Annotated in this window: 28 protein-coding genes; 17 read left to right on the forward strand and 11 right to left on the reverse strand. The window is 67.5% G+C overall.

The window, feature by feature from the left end; translation table 11 throughout:
- Positions 1–85 precede the first annotated feature (85 nt).
- The 3 genes from V474_RS13630 to dksA all read right to left on the reverse strand — a co-directional run bounded on the left by V474_RS13630 (position 86) and on the right by dksA (position 2,636).
- Positions 86–1,582 (reverse strand): ABC transporter substrate-binding protein, encoded by a 1,497-nt coding sequence (locus tag V474_RS13630; protein ID WP_059151985.1) that lies wholly within the window; start codon positions 1,580–1,582, stop codon positions 86–88.
- A 66-nt stretch (positions 1,583–1,648) separates the two neighbouring features.
- Positions 1,649–2,014 (reverse strand): PilZ domain-containing protein, encoded by a 366-nt coding sequence (locus V474_RS13635; protein WP_059151986.1) that lies wholly within the window; start codon positions 2,012–2,014, stop codon positions 1,649–1,651.
- A gap of 163 nt (positions 2,015–2,177) precedes the next feature.
- Entirely contained in the window at positions 2,178–2,636 is a 459-nt protein-coding gene (gene dksA / locus V474_RS13640; protein ID WP_059152159.1) for an RNA polymerase-binding protein DksA, read from the reverse strand.
- A gap of 297 nt (positions 2,637–2,933) precedes the next feature.
- Between dksA and V474_RS13645 the strand changes: the two genes are divergently transcribed.
- Positions 2,934–3,272, forward strand: a complete 339-nt coding sequence (locus tag V474_RS13645; RefSeq protein WP_059151987.1) for an SEL1-like repeat protein — start codon at positions 2,934–2,936, stop codon at positions 3,270–3,272.
- An 18-nt stretch (positions 3,273–3,290) separates the two neighbouring features.
- On the opposite strand, the gene V474_RS13650 is transcribed toward V474_RS13645, so the two are convergent.
- From V474_RS13650 to V474_RS26820, 5 genes are read right to left on the reverse strand one after another with little or no spacing between them, the layout of a single operon-like run.
- Positions 3,291–4,448, reverse strand: a complete 1,158-nt coding sequence (locus tag V474_RS13650) for a GNAT family N-acetyltransferase (RefSeq protein WP_082699779.1) — start codon at positions 4,446–4,448, stop codon at positions 3,291–3,293.
- Positions 4,445–5,239 carry a glycerophosphodiester phosphodiesterase family protein gene (locus V474_RS13655; protein WP_059151988.1) on the reverse strand — a complete coding sequence of 265 codons (795 nt, stop codon included), beginning with the start codon at positions 5,237–5,239 and terminating at the stop codon, positions 4,445–4,447. The genes V474_RS13650 and V474_RS13655 overlap by 4 nt, the downstream gene beginning before the upstream one ends.
- A complete protein-coding gene (locus V474_RS13660; RefSeq protein ID WP_059151989.1) occupies positions 5,220–5,684 on the reverse strand; it encodes a RidA family protein in 465 nt (154 codons plus the stop codon). The genes V474_RS13655 and V474_RS13660 overlap by 20 nt, the downstream gene beginning before the upstream one ends.
- Complete coding sequence (locus V474_RS13665) at positions 5,681–6,349, reverse strand: HAD family hydrolase (protein WP_059151990.1); 669 nt, start codon at positions 6,347–6,349, stop codon at positions 5,681–5,683. Before V474_RS13665 ends, V474_RS13660 begins: the two co-directional genes overlap by 4 nt.
- Positions 6,346–6,756: a DUF3572 domain-containing protein gene (locus tag V474_RS26820; RefSeq protein WP_330219643.1), complete on the reverse strand. Its 411-nt coding sequence runs from the start codon at positions 6,754–6,756 to the stop codon at positions 6,346–6,348. The genes V474_RS13665 and V474_RS26820 overlap by 4 nt, the downstream gene beginning before the upstream one ends.
- Here V474_RS26820 and V474_RS13675 point away from each other — a divergent pair.
- The 3 genes from V474_RS13675 (at position 6,716) to spt (ending at position 8,683) form a co-directional block, all read left to right on the forward strand.
- Complete coding sequence (locus V474_RS13675; protein ID WP_043977149.1) at positions 6,716–7,078, forward strand: response regulator; 363 nt, start codon at positions 6,716–6,718, stop codon at positions 7,076–7,078. The genes V474_RS26820 and V474_RS13675 overlap by 41 nt on opposite strands.
- Positions 7,079–7,167: 89 nt before the next feature.
- Positions 7,168–7,407: an acyl carrier protein gene (locus tag V474_RS13680; RefSeq protein ID WP_059151992.1), complete on the forward strand. Its 240-nt coding sequence runs from the start codon at positions 7,168–7,170 to the stop codon at positions 7,405–7,407.
- A 7-nt stretch (positions 7,408–7,414) separates the two neighbouring features.
- On the forward strand, positions 7,415–8,683 hold the full coding sequence (gene spt, locus V474_RS13685) for a serine palmitoyltransferase (RefSeq protein WP_059151993.1): 1,269 nt from the start codon (positions 7,415–7,417) through the stop codon (positions 8,681–8,683).
- 38 nt (positions 8,684–8,721) lie between these two features.
- Here the strand turns inward: spt and V474_RS13690 are convergent, their stop codons facing one another.
- From V474_RS13690 to V474_RS13700, 3 genes are all read right to left on the reverse strand, one after another.
- Positions 8,722–9,270, reverse strand: coding sequence for an NADPH-dependent FMN reductase (locus V474_RS13690; protein WP_059151994.1), 549 nt, complete (start codon positions 9,268–9,270; stop codon positions 8,722–8,724).
- A 115-nt stretch (positions 9,271–9,385) separates the two neighbouring features.
- The gene (locus tag V474_RS13695; RefSeq protein WP_059151995.1) at positions 9,386–9,706 is read right to left on the reverse strand and encodes an usg protein; all 321 of its coding nucleotides are present in this window, start codon (positions 9,704–9,706) and stop codon (positions 9,386–9,388) included.
- Positions 9,707–9,856: 150 nt separating this feature from the next.
- Entirely contained in the window at positions 9,857–10,495 is a 639-nt protein-coding gene (locus V474_RS13700) for a YqaA family protein (RefSeq protein WP_059151996.1), read from the reverse strand.
- Between the two features lie 169 nt (positions 10,496–10,664).
- On the opposite strand from V474_RS13700, the gene V474_RS13705 reads away from it, so the two are divergent.
- The 13 genes from V474_RS13705 to V474_RS13760 all read left to right on the forward strand — a co-directional run bounded on the left by V474_RS13705 (position 10,665) and on the right by V474_RS13760 (position 18,505).
- A complete protein-coding gene (locus V474_RS13705; RefSeq protein ID WP_236711267.1) occupies positions 10,665–11,243 on the forward strand; it encodes a hypothetical protein in 579 nt (192 codons plus the stop codon).
- On the forward strand, positions 11,233–12,558 hold the full coding sequence (locus V474_RS13710) for a DNA-packaging protein (protein WP_052505835.1): 1,326 nt from the start codon (positions 11,233–11,235) through the stop codon (positions 12,556–12,558). The genes V474_RS13705 and V474_RS13710 overlap by 11 nt, the downstream gene beginning before the upstream one ends.
- 55 nt (positions 12,559–12,613) lie before the next feature.
- Complete coding sequence (locus V474_RS13715; RefSeq protein WP_059151997.1) at positions 12,614–13,777, forward strand: phage portal protein; 1,164 nt, start codon at positions 12,614–12,616, stop codon at positions 13,775–13,777.
- Entirely contained in the window at positions 13,774–14,082 is a 309-nt protein-coding gene (locus tag V474_RS13720; protein WP_059151998.1) for a DUF6127 family protein, read from the forward strand. Before V474_RS13715 ends, V474_RS13720 begins: the two co-directional genes overlap by 4 nt.
- Positions 14,079–14,501 (forward strand): HK97 family phage prohead protease, encoded by a 423-nt coding sequence (locus V474_RS13725; protein WP_059151999.1) that lies wholly within the window; start codon positions 14,079–14,081, stop codon positions 14,499–14,501. Before V474_RS13720 ends, V474_RS13725 begins: the two co-directional genes overlap by 4 nt.
- Positions 14,502–14,548: 47 nt before the next feature.
- The gene (locus V474_RS13730) at positions 14,549–15,688 is read left to right on the forward strand and encodes a phage major capsid protein (RefSeq protein WP_059152000.1); all 1,140 of its coding nucleotides are present in this window, start codon (positions 14,549–14,551) and stop codon (positions 15,686–15,688) included.
- A 125-nt stretch (positions 15,689–15,813) separates the two neighbouring features.
- Positions 15,814–16,362 carry a head-tail connector protein gene (locus V474_RS13735; RefSeq protein WP_059152001.1) on the forward strand — a complete coding sequence of 183 codons (549 nt, stop codon included), beginning with the start codon at positions 15,814–15,816 and terminating at the stop codon, positions 16,360–16,362.
- Positions 16,359–16,523: a hypothetical protein gene (locus V474_RS26210; protein ID WP_169795068.1), complete on the forward strand. Its 165-nt coding sequence runs from the start codon at positions 16,359–16,361 to the stop codon at positions 16,521–16,523. The genes V474_RS13735 and V474_RS26210 overlap by 4 nt, the downstream gene beginning before the upstream one ends.
- A 3-nt stretch (positions 16,524–16,526) precedes the next feature.
- Positions 16,527–16,916, forward strand: coding sequence for a DUF3168 domain-containing protein (locus V474_RS13740; RefSeq protein WP_059152002.1), 390 nt, complete (start codon positions 16,527–16,529; stop codon positions 16,914–16,916).
- A gap of 99 nt (positions 16,917–17,015) precedes the next feature.
- Positions 17,016–17,423 (forward strand): phage major tail protein, TP901-1 family, encoded by a 408-nt coding sequence (locus V474_RS13745; RefSeq protein WP_059152003.1) that lies wholly within the window; start codon positions 17,016–17,018, stop codon positions 17,421–17,423.
- Positions 17,420–17,746: a gene transfer agent family protein gene (locus tag V474_RS13750; RefSeq protein WP_059152004.1), complete on the forward strand. Its 327-nt coding sequence runs from the start codon at positions 17,420–17,422 to the stop codon at positions 17,744–17,746. The genes V474_RS13745 and V474_RS13750 overlap by 4 nt, the downstream gene beginning before the upstream one ends.
- The gene (locus tag V474_RS13755) at positions 17,743–17,943 is read left to right on the forward strand and encodes a phage tail assembly chaperone (protein WP_059152005.1); all 201 of its coding nucleotides are present in this window, start codon (positions 17,743–17,745) and stop codon (positions 17,941–17,943) included. Before V474_RS13750 ends, V474_RS13755 begins: the two co-directional genes overlap by 4 nt.
- Positions 17,933–18,505: a hypothetical protein gene (locus V474_RS13760; protein ID WP_059152006.1), complete on the forward strand. Its 573-nt coding sequence runs from the start codon at positions 17,933–17,935 to the stop codon at positions 18,503–18,505. Before V474_RS13755 ends, V474_RS13760 begins: the two co-directional genes overlap by 11 nt.
- Positions 18,506–18,509: the final 4 nt, after the last annotated feature.

Below are 18,509 nucleotides of genomic sequence, written 5' to 3' on the forward strand. Positions count from 1 at the left end.
CCGCTTGGCGGACCGGGGAGTGGATTGAGGTCCTGTGACCAAAGCCTTGCCTCTCATCGAGCCGCGGCCACCAGAGCCGCTAAGCCTATTTGGGGAGCCAGGACAGGGGCATCAAGGGATGCCATCCCCACGCATTCGCCGCGAAGCCGTCGACACTGCCGCGCACCAGCGACCAGCGGATCGGTGTGCCGAAGGGAATGAAGACATTGCTGGCGGTCAGTTCGGCCTCTGCCTCGGTCAGCAGCGCTGCCCGCTCTACCGGTGTCGCGGCATTCGCCGCCTCGGCAATGCGGGAATCCGCATCCTGAGAGCACAGTCCCCGCCCGTCCCGGCACGAGAGCCGGTTGAGATACCAGGCCGCACGGGGATAGCGCGCCACATCGTCCACCAGTGCAAGGTCAGCGCCGTCCGCCTCGGGTGCTCGCTCCAGTTTAACCCCGATGGCAGCGAAATCGGCAAGGAGGCGGTTGAACAGCAGCTGCGATCCCCCGCCCTGCGGCAACCAGACATGCAGGCGCACAGGCCCCTCATCCGCCGGAACCGTCGCGCCCGGAGGCGGACGCCAGGCCCGAACGCGGGCCGCGGCCACCGCGCGGCGGTCTTCCAGCGACTGTTCTGCCCAGCGCTCGCCGATGGTGCCCAGATCGCCGTCGAGGCTGGGCGTGACGATCCGCGTCGTCGCAGACCAGCCACCCACACCGAAAGGTGCGATCAGGGCGGGCCGGTCGATCGCCATGGCCAGCGCCTCGCGGTTGGCCGGTTCGGCCAGGAAACCCTTGTCGGTCATCACCTGAAGGCCGAACAGTCCGACCACGGGGTCAAGCTGGATGGTGCCGCGCAGGATGCCCACCGAGCGGGTCAGCATGAAGTCCTGGATGCGCCCGCCAAGCACCAGGTCAACCTCACCGTCGTTGAACGCGGCAACGGCAGCGGGCCCCGGCAGCGCGCGAAGCTGAATCTTGCGGGTGCGTTCGGCCCAGTCCTCGATCCCCGGCAGGCCCAGCCGCGAAGGCTCGATGGGGGTGAGCGCGGCCAGCTTGCCGTTCCGCGCCAACGTCATCGAACCGCCGCCCTTGTTGCCATGCTCCAGACCCAGTTCGGGCTGGGCGAGCAGTTGCAGCAGGTAGGGCATCGGGCGGTTCAGACGGATTTCGATCACGCGCCCCGCCATGGCCCGGATTTCGTCGATGCCGCCCAGGTCGAGCGCCAGCGGCGTATTGTCCATCGTCTTGAGCGCGGCACGGATCGCCTTGCGTGCCGATTCGGCGGTCAGCGGGTCGCCATTTTCCCAATTCCCCTCTCGCAGGCGGAAAATGTAGCTCTGCCCATCGTCGGTGACGATCCAGCGGTCGGCCAGAGCCGGGATGACCCGTCCCGCCTCATCAAAGGCGACAAGGCCCTCCACCGTCGCCGCTCGCACCAGTTGGCCGGCGGCAGCCCGGGGAGTGTCGTCCGCGAACGGATCCTCCGCGCTGCCCACAACGGCGACACCGAAGGCCGAATTGTCATAGGAACTGCAGGATACGAGCGAGAGCCCGGCCAGAACGGCCATAAGCCTCACTGGAGGGCGCTTGGTGAGCATGTCGCACCGAGTAATCCATTTCGCCCGCCCCGCAAATGGCGGATCGGGAAATTTCGCGTGGCAGGATCAGATCTTGCGCAGAACCGCGCTGCTGGCCATCCGCGCTTCATGGTTGCGCATGAACTCGGGGGTCGGGTCCTCGGCCTTGCCGACAGGCGCGCGGGCGAGGCGCGGATCGATATCTTTGGCGAAGGCGACGCCGAACCGGCTATCCTGCACCCAGGCGACCGATCCCTCGATCCAGCCAATATTACGGATGCTCACCTGAACGACGGTGCCGCGCACGACGCGCACGGCTCCTTCGCCCATCATGCCCCCGGCGGACAGGTTGCGGACCTTGATGCGGAATTCTCCGTCAAGTCCGTCGACGCGCAAGTCAGCCATGAGGAACAGGCTGTCGCGCGCGATCTGCCGATTTTCACCTTCGTTCATGCGCTCCGTCCGGCTTCGATTGCGCTTTGTTTGCGGCCAGGTCGTTTGCGACCGGCGCCCGCAAAATAGCGCGCCTCAGCCTCGATTCCTAGCCGACAATGGCAAACAAAGGCTTAATGACCCGGCCGAGGCTAACCCTGCGGCCGGGTCCAAAACCGAAATGTCAGTCGTCCCGCGAGACTTTCTCGCGGCGCTCGTGCGCTTCCTGCGCTTCTACCGTCATCGTCGCGATGGGGCGTGCTTCCAGTCGCCCAAGGCCGATCGGCTCGCCAGTGACTTCGCAATAGCCGTATTCGCCTTCTTCGATGCGGCGCATGGCCGAATCGATCTTGGCGATCAGCTTGCGCTGACGGTCGCGGGTACGCAGTTCGATCCCCCAGTCGGTCTCGCTTGACGCACGGTCGTTGAGATCGGCATCGCGGATCGGACCATCCTGCAACTGTTGCAAGGTGCCTGCAGACGCTTCGAGGATCGAGCGCTTCCAGGCCATAAGCAGCTTGCGGAAATAATCCTGCTGCGCATCGTTCATGTATTCTTCGTCGGCGGTGGCAATATAAGCCCCGCCTATGGCACGCTTTGCTTTTGCCAGTACATCGATTTCGTCAATTAGGGCCGTTGCCATCCAGAGAAACTCCGCAGGTGTCTCCATCGGATCGCTAACGCCCTGCAGCCCCGGGTTTTTCCCGGTAACCCAACAACGATCCGCGGTTCCGGGGCCTATAGTTCCGCAAGAATCCCTGCACAAGCGGATATAAGCGATCCTCCACAAAATTCTTAACGAAGTTCCGGGGTGGGACAGGTGCCATGCCCGTAAAGGACAGTTTCCCAACTCTTGTTAACTATATCTTCGGGAGAATCATCCAGTTTCAGGTCATCGATCGCAGGGGAATGCATCGATCGAACGAATCAGGGGCCTACAATGGAAACTGTCTGGATTAATCAAACCACTGCCGCTCCGCTGTCCGCCAAGGACTTTACGGCGGGCGACATGACAATCGCACAGGCGCTGGCCGCAGCGGCTCAGGGCGACAGCTCGGCGTACTTCGACCTCGGCGTGGCCTACTCGACCGGAAGTCACGGCGCGGAGTGCGATCTGATCGAAGCGCACAAGTGGTTCAACCTCGCCGCCGTCGGCGGCCATGAAGATGCAGCCGCCTGCCGCGCCGAAGTTTCCGACGACATGACCGCCCGCGAAATCGCCGAAGCCCAGCGCCGCGCCCGCCAGTGGCTGTCCGCGTCGATGCGCAAGGCCGCCTGAGCCGCCGGTTCTCCCGCGTCAGTCCTCGCCCTTGCGAAAGGGTGAGTGCGCCCCGAGGGACATCTGATCCAGCGCGATGCCGGCCCGTTCCTGCTCGAGGTAATCGGCGATCGCGGCGCGAAGGCCGTCGTGAACGATGTAGTGCGCGGAAACCGTGCGTACCGGTTCATAGCCGCGCGCCAGCTTGTGCCCGCCCTGTGCCCCCGCTTCGACACGGGCCAGGCCCAGCGCGATGGCGGCGTCGATGGCCTGATAGTAGCACAGTTCGAAGTGCAGGAACGGCTTATCAATCCGCGCGCCCCAGTACCGGCCGTAGAGCGCCTCGCCGCCGATGAAGTTGAGCGCGCCTGCCACCGCCTCCCCTTCGATGAAGGCCATGACCAGCAGCACCTTGTCGGCCATCGTCTCGCCCAGCAGGCTGAACGCTTCCCGGGTCAGATAGGGGCGGCCCCATTTGCGCGCGCCGGTATCCTGGTAGAACTCCCAGAACGCGTCCCAGTGCGCTTCTTCGATCTCAGCGCCGGTGAAGCTGCGAATCTCCACGCCTTCCTGCGCCTTTGCCCGTTCCTTGCGAAGATCCTTGCGCTTGCGCGACGACAACGCTTCCAGAAAATCGTCGAAGCTGGCGTAGCCCCGGTTCTCCCAGTGGAACTGGATGTCCTCGCGCATCAGCCAGCCCGCGTCCTCGAACACCGATACCTGCCCCGGCTCGATGAAGGTGGCGTGGGCGGAGGACAGGCCGTTCTCGCGGCACAGCGTTTCCGCCGCGCGCAGCAGCGCCGGCGCGAGTTCGGGATGCGGGGTCAGCAGGCGCGGGCCGGTCGCGGGCGTGAAGGGCACCGCGATCTGCAGCTTGGGATAGTACGCCCCGCCCGCCCGGTGCCAGGCATCGGCCCAGGTATGGTCGAACACGTATTCGCCTTGTGAATGGTCCTTGAGATAAGCGGGGAGCGCGGCGGCAAGGCGGCCGTCGGGCCCGTCGATCACGATCGGCACCGGGGTCCAGCCGCTGCGGGCGCCGACGCTGCGCGATTGCTCCATTGCGGTGAGGAAGGCGTGGGATACGAAGGGGTTGGTCCCGTCCGTCAGCGCGTCCCACTCGCCCGCGGGCAATTCGCCGACCGAGCCGAGCAGCCTTGCCGTGAAGCTGCCGTGCGAGGCGCGGTCATCGCTCACGCCTGCGCCCCGCTCCTGAAAGGCGCATTCTCGGCCCCGCCCGTCTCGAAGATCGCGGCATCGGCATAAGCCTCGGCGCGCTCGTCGTGTTCGGCCTCGCGCACGGTCCAGGTCGCCACGGGAAGTCCCCGGCGGCGCTGGGCGGCGGCAAAGCTGCTGGGCAGGTCGCGCACGTCGTAGGCGAGGAAATCGGGCCGCGCATGCCACAGCGACAGGCGGCGGCGCAGCTTGCCGGGAAGCGCGCGGTCCTCCCCCTCGGAAACGATAAGGCCGCGCACGGTATGCGGCGAATTGCGCCAGTACCAGCGCGCCACGCGCGGATCGAAGCTCATCACCGCATGTTGGCCGGTGTAGCCCTCCAGCACCCGGCGCACGCTGAGGCACAGCGCGGCGATGCGGGCGTGGCGGTCTGACTTCACCTCGATCAAGACCGGCACCTGGCCGGCGATCTGGGCCAATACCTGCCGCAATGTAGGAATGGTTTCGGCGGTTCCGCCAAGTGCGATGGCGCCAAGCTGGGCGGCGCTGCGCCGGACAACCGGGCCGGCCTCTGCCGTCAGCCGGTCAAGCGCATCGTCATGGAAGACCACCGCCTGCCCGTCGCTGGAACGCTGCACGTCCAGTTCGATGCCGTGGCCCTGCGCGATGGCCTTTGCAAAGGCCGCGCGCGAGTTTTCCGGCACGCCGCTTCCATGCAGTCCGCGATGGGCATAGTCCTGCGCGCCGATCCACGCGACCTTGCGCGGATCGGGTACAGGCGAAACCCAGCGGTCAAGCAGGGCGAACGGCAACGATGGCGTCCACTTCGACAGCGGCGCCCAGAGGCAGGACGGGGACGCCCACGGCGCTGCGCGCATGCTTGCCCGCCTCGCCAAAGACCGCCACCATCAGTTCCGAGGCGCCATTGGCGACCTTGGGCTGATCGGTGAAATCGCCGGTGGAATTGATGAACACGCCCAGCTTCACGATCCGCTCCACCCGGTCGAGCGAACCGAGGGCGGCTTTCAGCTGCGCCAGGATCATCACCGCGCAGGCCTGCGCCGCTTCGGTGCCGGCTTCGATCGAGACGCCCTCGCCCAGACGGCCGGTCACCAGCTTGCCTTCCACGAAGGGCAGCTGCCCGGAAACGTGGGCGATCCCGCCCGCGACGACGACCGGCACGTAAGCCGCGACCGGAGCCGCCGCTGCGGGCAGGGTCAGGCCAAGGTCGGTCAGGCGGGTGTCGATGTCACTCATGGAATTACAGATCCTTTGGTTTCGGGTTCGATCGGGCCGGTCAGGCTGTCAAGCAGCCAGGGGAGCGCGCTGCCCCAGTCGTCGATCCGCGCATGGGCATGGCCAAGCTGGAGCGCGCACTTGATGTTGGGGGCGATCTGCGGCTCGCCGCAAAGATGCAGGCGGCGCACCGAGGGCGACGTTTCGAAAACCGAGCCGTGGTGCTGCGAAAGATCGTCGATGAAAACGGCGCGGCTGGGCTTGTACTCGTCCAGGATGGCTTGCAGCGCCGGGCCTTTCGGACCCTGGTTGGTGAATACCCGCAGGTCCAGGCCATGCTCCAGGAGCTGCGCCACGCGCGCCTCGCGCCGGAAGTCCTGAAGGTTGGTGAGGACCACCACGTCGGCATGTTCGCGAATCGCGGCGATGGCGTCCACCGCGCCTTCGATCGCGGTCTGACGGTACATCTGGGTGTCGAAGAAGCGGCCCAGCAGCTCCCACATCTCCGCATGTTCCATCGGCGCCTCCGCCCCGATCCGGCGCATAGACTTGTAGAACTCGCCGCCGGTGAGGTCGAATTCGACGCCTTCTTCCTCGGCCAGCCAGTCGCGGAAGTGCTTGATCATGTGCAGCAGCACTTCATCGCAGTCGGTGATGAGCAGCGGCCTGCCCGTGTTTACGCTCATGCGCCCAGCCTTTCGCGTGCTGCCACCAGCGTCTGCGGAGAAACGCTCAGCGCGTCGGCGGCGCCGAGGAGGTCCGGCTCGTGCTGGCACAGGAATTCCAGCACCGCCGCCAGAGTGGCAGGCTCGCCCAGCGAAGCGCGCAGTTCCTCGGGCGTCAGCCCGGTCAGCGACAGGAACCGCTCGGCGCGCGAATCGTCACCCAGCACCCAGCCCAGTGCGTTGAGGGCCAGGGCCTGAGGGTCACTTGCGGGGGATGGCGGTTCTCGAAGAATTGTCAGTCTCGCTTGCTTGGAATAGACGGGAGGCGAACTCTGGCATGGCCCATGACAGGGATATGTTACCTCCAGATGGTTATCAGGGCGTCGAATGGCAAAGCGAATCCTCGTTGTCGAGGACAACGATCTCAACCGGAAGCTCTTTTGCGACGTGCTTCGCAGCCAGGGCTACGCCGTGGAGCCGGTCGGCGACGGGCTGGACGCGCTCGACCGCGCGCGCCAGTTCGTGCCCAATCTGGTCATCATGGACATCCAGCTTCCCAACGTCTCGGGGCTGGACCTGATCGAGGCGGCCAAGAAAGATCCGGTCCTGCGCTCGATCCCGATCCTGGCCGTCACCGCCTATGCCGGCAAGGGCGACGAGGAACGCATCCGCGAGGCCGGGGCCGAAGGATACCTCGCCAAGCCGGTTTCGATCGGGCCGTTCATGCAGGCGGTTCGGGCGCTTCTCTGATACACACCGCTTGACATGACACACCCGCGCCGCTTTTGCGCCGCAATTCGCGGCCAAAGCGCCGCCAGGACCCTTTCGGAGATACCCCCATGGACCGCGCAGAGACCTCGGCCCGCATCGCCGCGCTGATCGAGCCCTTCAACAAGAAGGGCGTCGCCATCACCGACGCCACCCGCTTCACCGACGATCTGGAGTTCGACAGCCTGACGGTGATGGATTTCGTCGCCGCCATCGAGGACGAATTCGACATCATCATCTCGATGAACGCCCAGGCCGAGATCGAAACCTACGGCCAGCTCGTCGACGCCGTCGTCAAGATCAAGGGCTGAGCGCCAGATGACCGATGCCGTGAACCAGCCCGACCAGCCCGAAACCATCGTCGGCGGAAACGCTCCTGCAAACGGGGGCGACCTGTTCAGCAAGTTCGACCCGCTGATCCAGATGCGCGAGAACCTGCTTGCCACCGGCGTGACCGATCCGTTCGGCCTCGTGATGGAAAAGGTGATCTCGCCCACCGTTGCCCTGTGCAACGGCCGCGAGACGATCCTGCTCGGCACCTACAACTACATGGGCATGACCTTCGACCCCGACGTGATCGCGGCGGGCAAGCAGGCGCTCGACGATTTCGGCGCCGGCACCACCGGCAGCCGGGTTCTCAACGGAACCTATGCCGGCCACCGCGCGGTCGAAGAAGCGCTCTGCGACTTCTACGCCATGGACCACGCCATGGTGTTCTCGACCGGCTATCAGGCAAACCTGGGGATCATCTCCACCATCGCCGGCAAGGGCGACTACATCATCCTCGACATCGACAGCCACGCTTCCATCTGGGACGGCTGCAAGATGGGCGACGCCGAAGTGGTGCCCTTCAAGCACAACGACATCGAAGCCATGGAAAAGCGCCTCAAGCGCATTCCCGAAGGCGCGGGCAAGCTGGTCATCCTCGAAGGCGTCTACTCGATGCTGGGCGATATCGCCCCGCTCAGGGAAATGATCGCCATCGCCAAGAAGTACGGCGCCATGGTGCTGGTGGACGAGGCGCACTCGATGGGCTTCATCGGTCCCAACGGGCGCGGCGTGGCCGAGGACCAGGGCTGCCTGGACGACGTCGATTTCGTGATCGGCACCTTCTCCAAGTCGGTCGGCACCGTGGGCGGCTTCTGCGTCTCGAACCATCCCAAGTTCGAGATCATGCGCCTGGTCTGCCGCCCTTACGTGTTCACCGCCAGCCTGCCGCCCAGCGTGGTCGCCACTGCCGCCACCTCGATCCGCAAGCTGATGAACGCCGCCGACAAGCGCGCCCACCTGTGGGAAAGCTCACGCACCCTGCACAAGGGCCTGACGGACGCCGGCTTCCAGCTCGGCACCGACAGCCCGCAGAGCGCGATCATCGCGGTTATCATGCCCGATCTGGAACGCGGCGCGATGATGTGGGAGGCCCTGCTGCACGAGGGTCTCTACGTGAACCTCGCCCGCCCGCCGGCAACGCCCGCGAACATGACCCTGCTGCGCTGCTCGCTTTGCGCCGAACATTCGGCCGAGCAGGTGCAGCAGATCATCGGCATGTTCATCCGCGCCGGCAAGACCGCGGGCATTCTGGGCTGATTTCCCATTCCTCCCCGAGCAAGTTCGGGGAGGAATTCTCAACCCGCGTGCGTCTCTACCAGCTTCAGGAACGCTTCCAGCCAGCCGCCCAGGAACTTCGCCGAAGCCTCGCCCACGGTGCCGTCGGGGTTCAGCAGCCCGTCCTTCCACTGCAGGAACGCTTCGGGCTGCGTCAGCGTCGGCATGTCGAGATACGCGAGCACGTTGCGCAGGTGCTGCTGCGACAGCGCGGTGCCGATCGCCCCCACCGAAACACCGATGACCCCGGCCGGCTTGCCGGCCCAGGCGCTTTGCCCGTAAGGCCGCGAGGCGTGGTCGATGGCGTTCTTGAGCACGCCGGGGATCGAGCGGTTGTACTCCGCCGTCACGAACAGCACGCCGTCCGAACCGGACACCAGCGCCTTTAGCGCCTTCACGCTGTCCGCCTGATCCGCGTCGTCATCCTGATCGTACAGCGGCAGTGACCCGATATCGGCGAAAGTGAACGCATGGCCTTGCGCGGCGGGCAACCGGGTCAGCGCTTCGGCGACCTGACGGTTGAACGATTCGGCGCGAAGGCTGCCGACGACGATGACGATCTTGGACATGGTGCGGTTTCCTTAGATGGCGACTGCGATCGGCGCCCAGCATCGCCCCGATCGATGTCAGGGGAAAGACCGCATCGCCACTGCCAGTTCCAGCCCGGCGCGCTCAGCCGTGTCTTCAGTGGATCGAGATGATCCCGTCGACCGCGCGCCATTCCTGCGGTCCGATCAGGTGATTGTGGGCGATCCGCACCGAATGGAGCGGTCCCTCGATCTCGCGTCCCCAGAAGTCGAGGAAATCGCGCAGCACCGGGAAGCGCGGGGCGACGTCGTATTGCTGGAACGCGAAAAGCTGCAGAAGCCGGGGATGGTCGGGCAGGAAGTAGTGCACCTCGATCGTGGTCAGGCCGTAACCCGCAAGCTGTCTGAGGAAATCCGGGGAGCTTTGCAAACCCCGCGCCGCGTCCTGGATCGATGATGCTTCCGGTCGACCAGCCATAGTCCTCCTTCCGGCGCCGCAGGGCCGGATGGCGGATGGAGCAATATGCCCCATGGTGCGGCGCATCCCGAGGAGGATGACATATCGATGACGGCAGTCAAGCGCCTGTGCAGGCAACCGGATTCCGTCACCCCGCCGGGGCCAGGCCGCTCAGGCGGCTGTCGTCGCTGCGACCGAGGCGCACTTCTCGCTGGTCTTGCCGCCGCCGCCGCCCAGCATCGTCACCGCGAGGAAACCAGCGACGATCAGCACCACGAAGGCGATGGTCACCTTGCCCAGATGCTTGTCGATCACCGCCTTGATCGGTGCGCCGAACAGGCGGAACAGCACGCCCACGATCATGAAGCTGATCGAGCGCGACACGATCGAGGCGCCGATGAAGACCCACAGGTTCATGCCGATGAACCCTGCCGTGATCGTCAGCAGCTTGAAGGGGATCGGCGTCGCGCCCTTCACGATGATGATCTCGGCGCCGTAATCGCGCAGATAGCACGCGGCCTTGGGGAAGCTCTCCGCCAGCCCCAGCGCCTGCAGCATCGCCTCGCCGAATGCGGCATAGGCAAAGTGCCCGATCGCATAGCCGAGCAACCCGCCCGCGACCGACCCGAGCGTGGCGAAAGCGGCAAAGCGAATCGCCTTCTTCGGTTCGGCCAGGCACATCAGGCCCAGCAGGGGGTGCGGCGGCACCGGGAAGAAACTTGCCTCCATGAAGGCGAAGGCGGCCAGCCACCACTCGGCATGGCGGTGCGCCGCCTTGGCCATGGTCCAGTCGTAGAGGCGGCGCAGCATAAGTTTCCCCCAAGGCATCACACCCCAACGCGGCTCCGTTTAAGGCCCGCGCTGCATCGCGGCAAGGGGCAGGCAAGGAGACGGCGAGGGGACGGCGGCGTCATTTGAAAAACCTATTTGGTTCTTTCTAGTTGACATCATCATGCTGATTGGGTACATATCAGGAACATTGCAAAACACCGAACGCTCCGGCGGCTTCGGCGTAGTGCCCCCCTCCAGCAATCGAAACGGACAGCAAGATGGCGGACCAGAGTTCGATCGTCGGCGCGCGCCTGCCGCCGAGAAAGCCGTGCCTGCGCGCGTCTGGCGCGGGCCATTCCTCGCCGAACTCGCCGCTACCTCGAACGTGGCGGCCTCGGCCCGCAAGGCCGGGACCAACACCGCGCGCGTCTACGAACTGCGCCGCGCCGATCCGCTGTTCTACCGCGAATGGCAGGAAGCCCTGTGCGAGGGATATGACCTGCTGGAGCTGAACCTGCTTCACCGCCTGCGCGAAGGCGAAGTGAAACCCGCCCCCGGCTCCAAACGCGGCACCCGCGTGTTCGACAACGCCACCGCCCTGCGTCTGCTTGTCGCCCACCGCGAAACGGCGGCCCGCCAGCGCGCGGTCATTGAAAACCGCAACTCCGACGCGATTCTCGACGCCATCAACGCCAAGATCGAAAAGATGCGCGAACGCCGCCTCGCCGCGCCCCGGCCGCAGCTGCCGTCCCTGGAAGAAGGAGCGCCGGCGACCGATGATAAGTGAACACCTGGCGATCCTCGAATCGCTGCCCCCCGCCGAACGGCGCCGCAAGATGAACACCTTCAACGACAAGGAACGCGACGAACTGCTCACCCACTGGCAGCTCTGGGCACGCCCGCAGCAGCTGCCCCCGCCCGGAGACTGGCGCACCTGGCTTATCATGGCGGGCCGCGGCTTCGGCAAGACCCGCGCGGGCGCCGAATGGGTGCGCGCGCTCGCCAAGGCCGATCCCGATGCCCGCATCGCCCTCGTCGGCGCCACCCTGCCCGAAGTGCGCGCGGTGATGGTCGAAGGCGAAAGCGGCCTGCTCTCGGTCGGGCCGGAACGCCAAAGGCCGCGCTTCGAACCCTCGCTGCGCCGGATCTCATGGGCAAACGGCGCGCAGGCCACGATCTACTCGGCGCTCGAACCCGAAACCCTGCGCGGCCCCCAGCACAGCCATGCGTGGTGCGATGAAGTCGCCAAGTGGGACAACGCCTCCGCCCGCGCGACGCGGGCCTGGGACAACCTCCTGCTTGGCCTGCGCCTGGGCGAAAGGCCGCGCGCGCTTGCCACCACCACCCCGCGCGCCGTGCCCCTGGTCACACGCCTCATGGCCGAACCGGCGGAGGATATCGTCATCACCCGAGGCAGCACCGAAGACAACCGCGACAATCTGCCCGCCCGCTTCGTGAACGACATCCGCCGCAGCTTCGGCCGGTCGCTGCTGGGCCGGCAGGAACTGGACGGAGAACTCGTCGCCGACATCGAAGGCGCCCTGTGGACCCGCGCCCTGCTGGAAACCTGCCGCGAGGACACAGCGCCGCCGGAACTGACCCGCGTGGTCGTGGCGGTGGACCCCCCGGCCTCCGCCTCAGGCGATGCCTGCGGGATCGTGGTCGCCGGTCTCACCGCCGAAGGCTCGGCCCATGTGCTGGCCGACGCCTCGGTGGAAAAGGCCAGCCCCGAACGCTGGGCCCGCGCAGTGGCGAACGCCGCGCAGGTCTGGAACGCCGACCGCGTCGTTGCCGAAGCCAACCAGGGCGGCGCGATGGTCGGCTCGGTTCTGCGGGCGGCGCAGTTGTCGCTGCCGCTGAAACTGGTCCACGCCAGCCGAGGCAAGGTCGCCCGCGCAGAGCCGGTCGCCGCGCTCTACGAAGCAGGCCGGGTACACCATGCCGGGACGTTTCCCGCGCTGGAGGACGAACTGTGCGGGCTGGTCGCGGGCGGGGCCTATCAAGGTCCGGGCCGGTCGCCGGACCGGGCGGACGCTCTGGTCTGGGCTTTGACCGAGCTGATGCTCGGGAAGGCTTTGGAGCCGCGCGTAAGGATAGCCTGAAGGGAAGATCTGGGTCTTCCCTCTTCCTCCGATCCCCTCCCCCGAAAGGAATCCCATGTCCTTCCTCGAAACCCTCATCGCCGCCTTCAAGGGCGAGAGCACCCGCGTGCCACTCGCGCGCGGCAGCGCCTCGCCCTGGTTCTTCGCCGAAACCGCAGCCGGGCGTGCTCCGTTCGAGTACAACCACGCCGTCCGCCGCGCCTATCTTGAAAACCCGGTTGCCCAGCGTGCCGTGCGTCTTGTCGCCGAGGGTATCGGCGGCGCGCCGCTGAAGCCTGCGGACCCGGCGCTTGCCGCGCTCGTCACCGATACCAGCGCCGGGCAGTCGCTGCTGGAGACGCTGGCCTCGCACCTGCTGCTTCATGGCAACGCCTATGTGCAGGTGCTGAAGGACGCGCGGGGACGGCCGGTCGAACTCTATGCCCTGCGGCCCGAGCGGATCAGCGTCATCGCCGGGGACGACGGCTGGCCCGCCGCCTTCGCCTATGAGGTTGCAGGCAAGCGCCTGTCGATCCCGCTGCTGGACGAGGACGCCTCGCCCAATGTGATCCACATACGCCACTTCCATCCGGGCGACGATCACTACGGCGCGGGCTGCCTTTGCGCTGCCGACGAGGCGATCGCCACGCACAATGCCGCGTCGATCTGGAACCGTCAGCTGCTGGAGAACGCGGCGCGGCCTTCGGGCGCGCTGGTCTACGAAGGGGGCGACGGCGCGGGGCTGACCGCCGACCAGTTCGACCGCCTGAAAGCCGAGCTGACCACCGCCTATTCGGGCATGGCCAATGCGGGCCGCCCGATGCTGCTGGAAGGCGGGCTGACGTGGCAGGCGATGGCGATGACCCCCGCCGACATGGACTTCGCCACGCTGAAGGCCGCCGCCGCGCGCGACATCGCGCTGGCTTTCGGGGTGCCGCCGATGCTGCTGGGGCTGCCCGGCGATGCGACCTACAACAATTACCGCGAGGCCAACCGCGCGCTGTGGCGGCTGACCCTGCTGCCGCTCGCCGCCAAGCTGCTCGCCGCGATCGGCGAAGGTCTGGCGCCGTGGTTCCCGGATGCCGCGCTGGCCGTCGACCTCGACCGTGTCCCCGCGCTGGCGGAGGACCGCGAGCGGCTGTGGTCGCAGGTCAACGCCGCCGATTTTCTCGACGATACGGAAAAGCGCGGCCTGTTGGGCCTGCCTCCGCGCGCAATCAATCAGGAGAACAAATCATGAACTCCAATGACATGCTGGCGGGTCTGCTCGCCCAGGCGAGCGCGCAGGGCGGTGATCTCGTCACCTTGCGCGCGGTGGTGGAGGAGGCCAGCGAACTGGGCGCGCAGCGGATGCTCGCCCGCATCGGTCTGGACGACGAGACCGCGCTGCAGGACATGGGCGAACTGCGCGAACTGCTCCGCGCCTGGCGCGATGCGAAGTCGAGCGCGCGCAGGGCGGTGGTAAGCTGGATCGTGCGCGGCGCGCTGGCGCTGCTGCTGCTTGGCCTGACGGTGCGCCTCGGCGCCACGGAACTGCTGCGATGATCCTCGGGCAAGCTCAGGATGAGCGGACGCTGAGGTTCGCCGGCTACGCCGCCCTGTTCGGCAAGCCCGATGCGGCGCGAGACACGATCCGCCCCGGCGCCTTCGCCCGCACCCTTGCCGAGCGCTGCGATCCGCTGCCGCTGCTCTGGCAGCACCGCGCGGACCTGCGCATCGGCTGGATCGAAACCGTGGCCGAGGATGCGCGCGGCCTGCGCATCCTTGGCATCATCGACAACCCCCTCGGCGCGGCCGGGCTGGCGCTGAAGCGGGGGACCGTCACCGGCCTTTCGTTCGGCTACCGCGCCCGCGCCAGCCGCCGCACGCAGCAGGGCCGCGAACTGCTCGACATCGAACTGTTCGAGGTGAGCCTCGTCACTCACCCGATGCAGCACGAAGCGCGCGTCCACCTGACCGCGTGACTTTGCCGCCTCCCCCGTTTCCCACGCCAACGAAAGGTGAATACCCCATGGAAGCCACTCCCCCCGTCGAGGCGCTGGACGCCTCGTTCGACCTGGTTACCCGCCAGGACGCCACCGAAGCCGCCGTCGAGGCACTGCGCGGCGATGTCGACGACGTGAAGACCCGGCTCGACCGCGTCTCGCGCGCCGCCTCCCGCCCGCTGATCGAAGCCTCGGGTGCAGCCCCCAGCCTCGAAGTGAAAAGTTTCGTGCAGGGCTACCTGCGCTCGGGCCGCGAGACGGAACTGAAGTCGCTTTCGGGCGCGGCACTCGCGGATGGCGGCTATGCCGTCCCGCGGGAGATCGACGCGCTTATCTCGGCCCGGCTCAAAAACATCAACCCGATCCGCGCCATCGCGCAGGTCGTCCAGACCGGCAGCGCGGGGTATCGCAAGCTGGTCACCACCAGCGGCACCGCCTCGGGCTGGGTCAGCGAAACCGCGCTGCGCCCCGAAACCGCCACCCCCGCCTTCGCCGAGATCGCCCCGCCCTCGGGCGAACTCTACGCCAACCCGGCGGCCAGCCAGGCCATGCTCGACGATGCCGCCTTCGACATCCAGACCTGGCTGGCGGACGAGATCGCGATGGAATTCGCCCGCGCGGAAGGCGCCGCTTTCGTGGGCGGTTCGGGCACCAACCAGCCACGCGGCTTCCTCAATGCCGCGACCAGCACCGCAGGCGATGCGACGCGCACTTTCGGCACGCTGCAGCACCTCGTCTCGGGCAATGCCACCGGTTTCGACACCTCGCCGGAACTCAAGCTGATCGACCTTGTCCACTCGCTAAAGGCAGGCCATCGCCAGGGCGCGAGCTGGGTGATGAACTCCAAGACGCTTGCCCAGGTGCGCAAGCTCAAGGCGGCGGACGGCTCGTTCCTGTGGCAGCCGGGCCTGATGGAAGGCCAGCCCAACCGCCTGCTGGGCTACCCTGTGGTCGAGGCCGAGGACATGCCGGATGTCGGCGCCGGCGTGTGCCCGATCGCCTTCGGCAACTTCCGCGCCGGCTACCTGATCGCCGAACGCTCGGCGACCTCGATCCTGCGCGATCCGTTCACCAACAAGCCCTTCGTCCACTTCTACGCGACGAAGCGGATCGGCGGGCAGGTGCTGGATTCCGACGCGATCAAGCTCCTGCGCATCCAGGCCTGATCCCAGCAGGATAACGCGGGCGGGGGTGATCCCCAGCGCCTCCCCCGCGTCAGCCCGCGCCGCCGTTACCCTCCGGCGGCGCGGGCACCTCATTCCTTCCCGTCCATTCCTGATCGGAGATACCCATGAACCGGGTCATCCTTACGCCGGCCGCGCTGCCGTCATCGGCGCTTGCCGAGCTCAAGCAGTGGCTCGGCATCACCGCCGGCGGCGATGACGCGCTGCTGACCGCACTCCTCGCCGCCGCGCTGGAAACCTGCGAGGCCTTCACAGGCGCCCTTCCGCTGGAAGCGACGTGCGAGGAGCGGCTCCCCGCCCGCGCCGGCTGGCACACCCTTGCGACCCGCCCGGTCCAGGCCATCGCCGCGATCGAGAGCCTGAGCGCAGACGGCGCCCGCATCCCCCTCGACCACGCCAGCTGGGAGGCAGACCTCGACGCGGGCGGCGCCGGCCGCGTTCTCCTGCCCCTACCGGGTGAGGCAAAGCGGGTCGTTGTGCGCTTCACCGCCGGTCTCGCCGCCGACTGGGACGCCCTGCCCGAAACGCTGCGTCACGGCGTGGTCCGCCTTGCCGCCCACCAGCACCGCGAGCGTGACACCGCCGGCGCCGCACCGCTGCCGCCCGCCTCGGTCGCCGCGCTGTGGCGCCCCTGGCGGCGGATGCGGCTGGCATGATCGAGGCCGACGCCCCGTTCGAGGCCCTCGCCAAACGGCTCGCCGCCCGCGCTGCCACACTCGCCGCCGCCCATGCCACCGCCCGCCTTCTTCGCACGCGCGGGGATGAACGCCGCTGGCGCCGCGCCGGGCTGGTCTGGCCGCTTTTCGCGAAAGGATAAGTGATGGAAATGCCCCTGCGCGCCGCCCTGATCAGCTGGCTCCGCGCCGATCCGGTGCTGGTCTCCAGCCTGAACGCGGTGACGGAGGAAGCCCCCTCGCGCACCAGCCTGCCGTGGCTCGCCATCGCCGCCAGCGCCAGCACCGACTGGAGCTGCAAGACCGCGCCGGGCCGCGAGGTGCGTGTAGCTCTCGAACTGCACTGCCGGGGCGACGCGCCGGATACGGCCGCCGATCTCGTCGCCGCGATCGAGGCGCGCATCGAAACCCTGCCGCGCACGCAGCCGAAGTTTCAGATCGCCGCGATCCAGTTCCTGCGCGCCCGCGCCGAGCAGCGCGGCGAAAGCCGCCGCGCGGTCCTGCTCGAATACCGCTTCCGCCTGCTGGCGGCCTGATCCTTCGCCAAGCTCAGGATGAGCGGAACGCGTGCCCCTCACCCCGCTCAGACTGAGCCTGTCGAAGCCCCCTCGCCCCTCACACAAAGGAACCACGCCATGACCGCCCAGAAAGGCAGCGCCTTCCTCCTCAAGATCTCCAACGGCGGCGCGCCCGCCAGCTACCAGACCGTCGCGGGCCTGCGCACCACGCAGATGTCGGTGACGGGCGACGCGGTCGTCGTCACCTCCAAGGACAGCGGCGGCTGGCGCGAACTGCTCTCGGGCGCGGGGGTGCGCTCTGTCTCCGTCAGCGCGGCGGGCATCTTCCTGGGCAGCGCCGCCGAGGCGCAGGTGCGCGCAAACGCCCTGTCCGGCACGTTGGACGACTACGAACTCAGCTTCGAGGACGGCGAGCGGCTGCGCGGCAGGTTTCTCGTCCAGCGGCTGGACTATGCCGGCGATTTCAACGGGGAGCGCAATTATACGCTCCAGCTGGAAAGCTCGGGCCAGGTCTCCCCGGCATGACGAGCCAAGATTTCGGGGGAGCCAATCCCCTGCGCGGCGAGGCCAGCCTTGCCATCGCCGGCACGCCGCGCCGCCTGCGCCCCACCTTCACCGCGCTCGTGGCCGCCGAGGAGGAACTCGGCCCGCTCTTCGCGCTGGTCGAACGCGCGGGAGCGGGTGAGCTGCGCCTTGGCGAAATGGCGGCGCTGTTCTGGCACTGCCTGGCTGACCGCGAAGCCCTCCCCCGCGAGGCCGTGGGCGAGGCGGTGATGGCGCAGGGCCTTGCCGCCTGCGCCGCACCCTTGCGCACCCTGCTCGCCCAGATTCTGAAAGGCGCGCCGTGAACCACACCTTTGCCGCCGCCGCGCTGGCGCTGTGCGGCCTTTGCGCCCGCACGCTGGGTTGGCGGCCGCCCGAATTCTGGGATGCGACCCCCGCCGAACTCGCCGCCTCGCTCGGCCTGCTTGGCCCTGATGCAACCGCTGCCGGGTTCGACCGGCAGACGCTGCAACGCCTGATGGAGCACGATCATGGACGATGAAATCGACAGCCTGCTGGTGGAAGTGCGCGCCAGCACCGCCGGCTTCACCCGCGACATCGCGCAGATGCGCGGCGCCGTCGACGGCGATCTGGTGTCGGGCTTCACGCGGGCGGGCGACGCGCTCGAACGCGGGCTTTCCGGCGCGATCCGCAAGGGCAGCCTCGGGTTCGACGACCTGAAGCGCACTGCCTCCTCCGCGCTGGACGCCATCGCCGGACAGGCCGCGCAAACACTGGCCTCGGCCATCCTCGGCGGCGGTTCCGGCGGAGGCGGCAGCGGGCTGCTCGACCTGTCGGGCCTGCTTTCGGGCGCGCTGGGCCTGCCGGGCCGGGCGACGGGCGGCAACGTCTCGCCGGGGCGGGGCTACATGGTGGGTGAGCGCGGGCCGGAAGTCTTCGTGCCCACCTCCGCCGGGCGCATCGAGACGGGCGGCAGCGGCGCGGGCCGCGACGTGCGCGTGGCGATCAACCTCCATGCGCCGCGCGGTGCCGGCACGCCGCAGTCGCTCCAGCGCTCCTCGCGCCAGGTGGCCAGCGCCGTGCGCCGCGCCCTCACGTACTGATAGG

It is taken from the genome of Novosphingobium barchaimii LL02 (assembly GCF_001046635.1).
GTDB lineage: Bacteria > Pseudomonadota > Alphaproteobacteria > Sphingomonadales > Sphingomonadaceae > Novosphingobium > Novosphingobium barchaimii.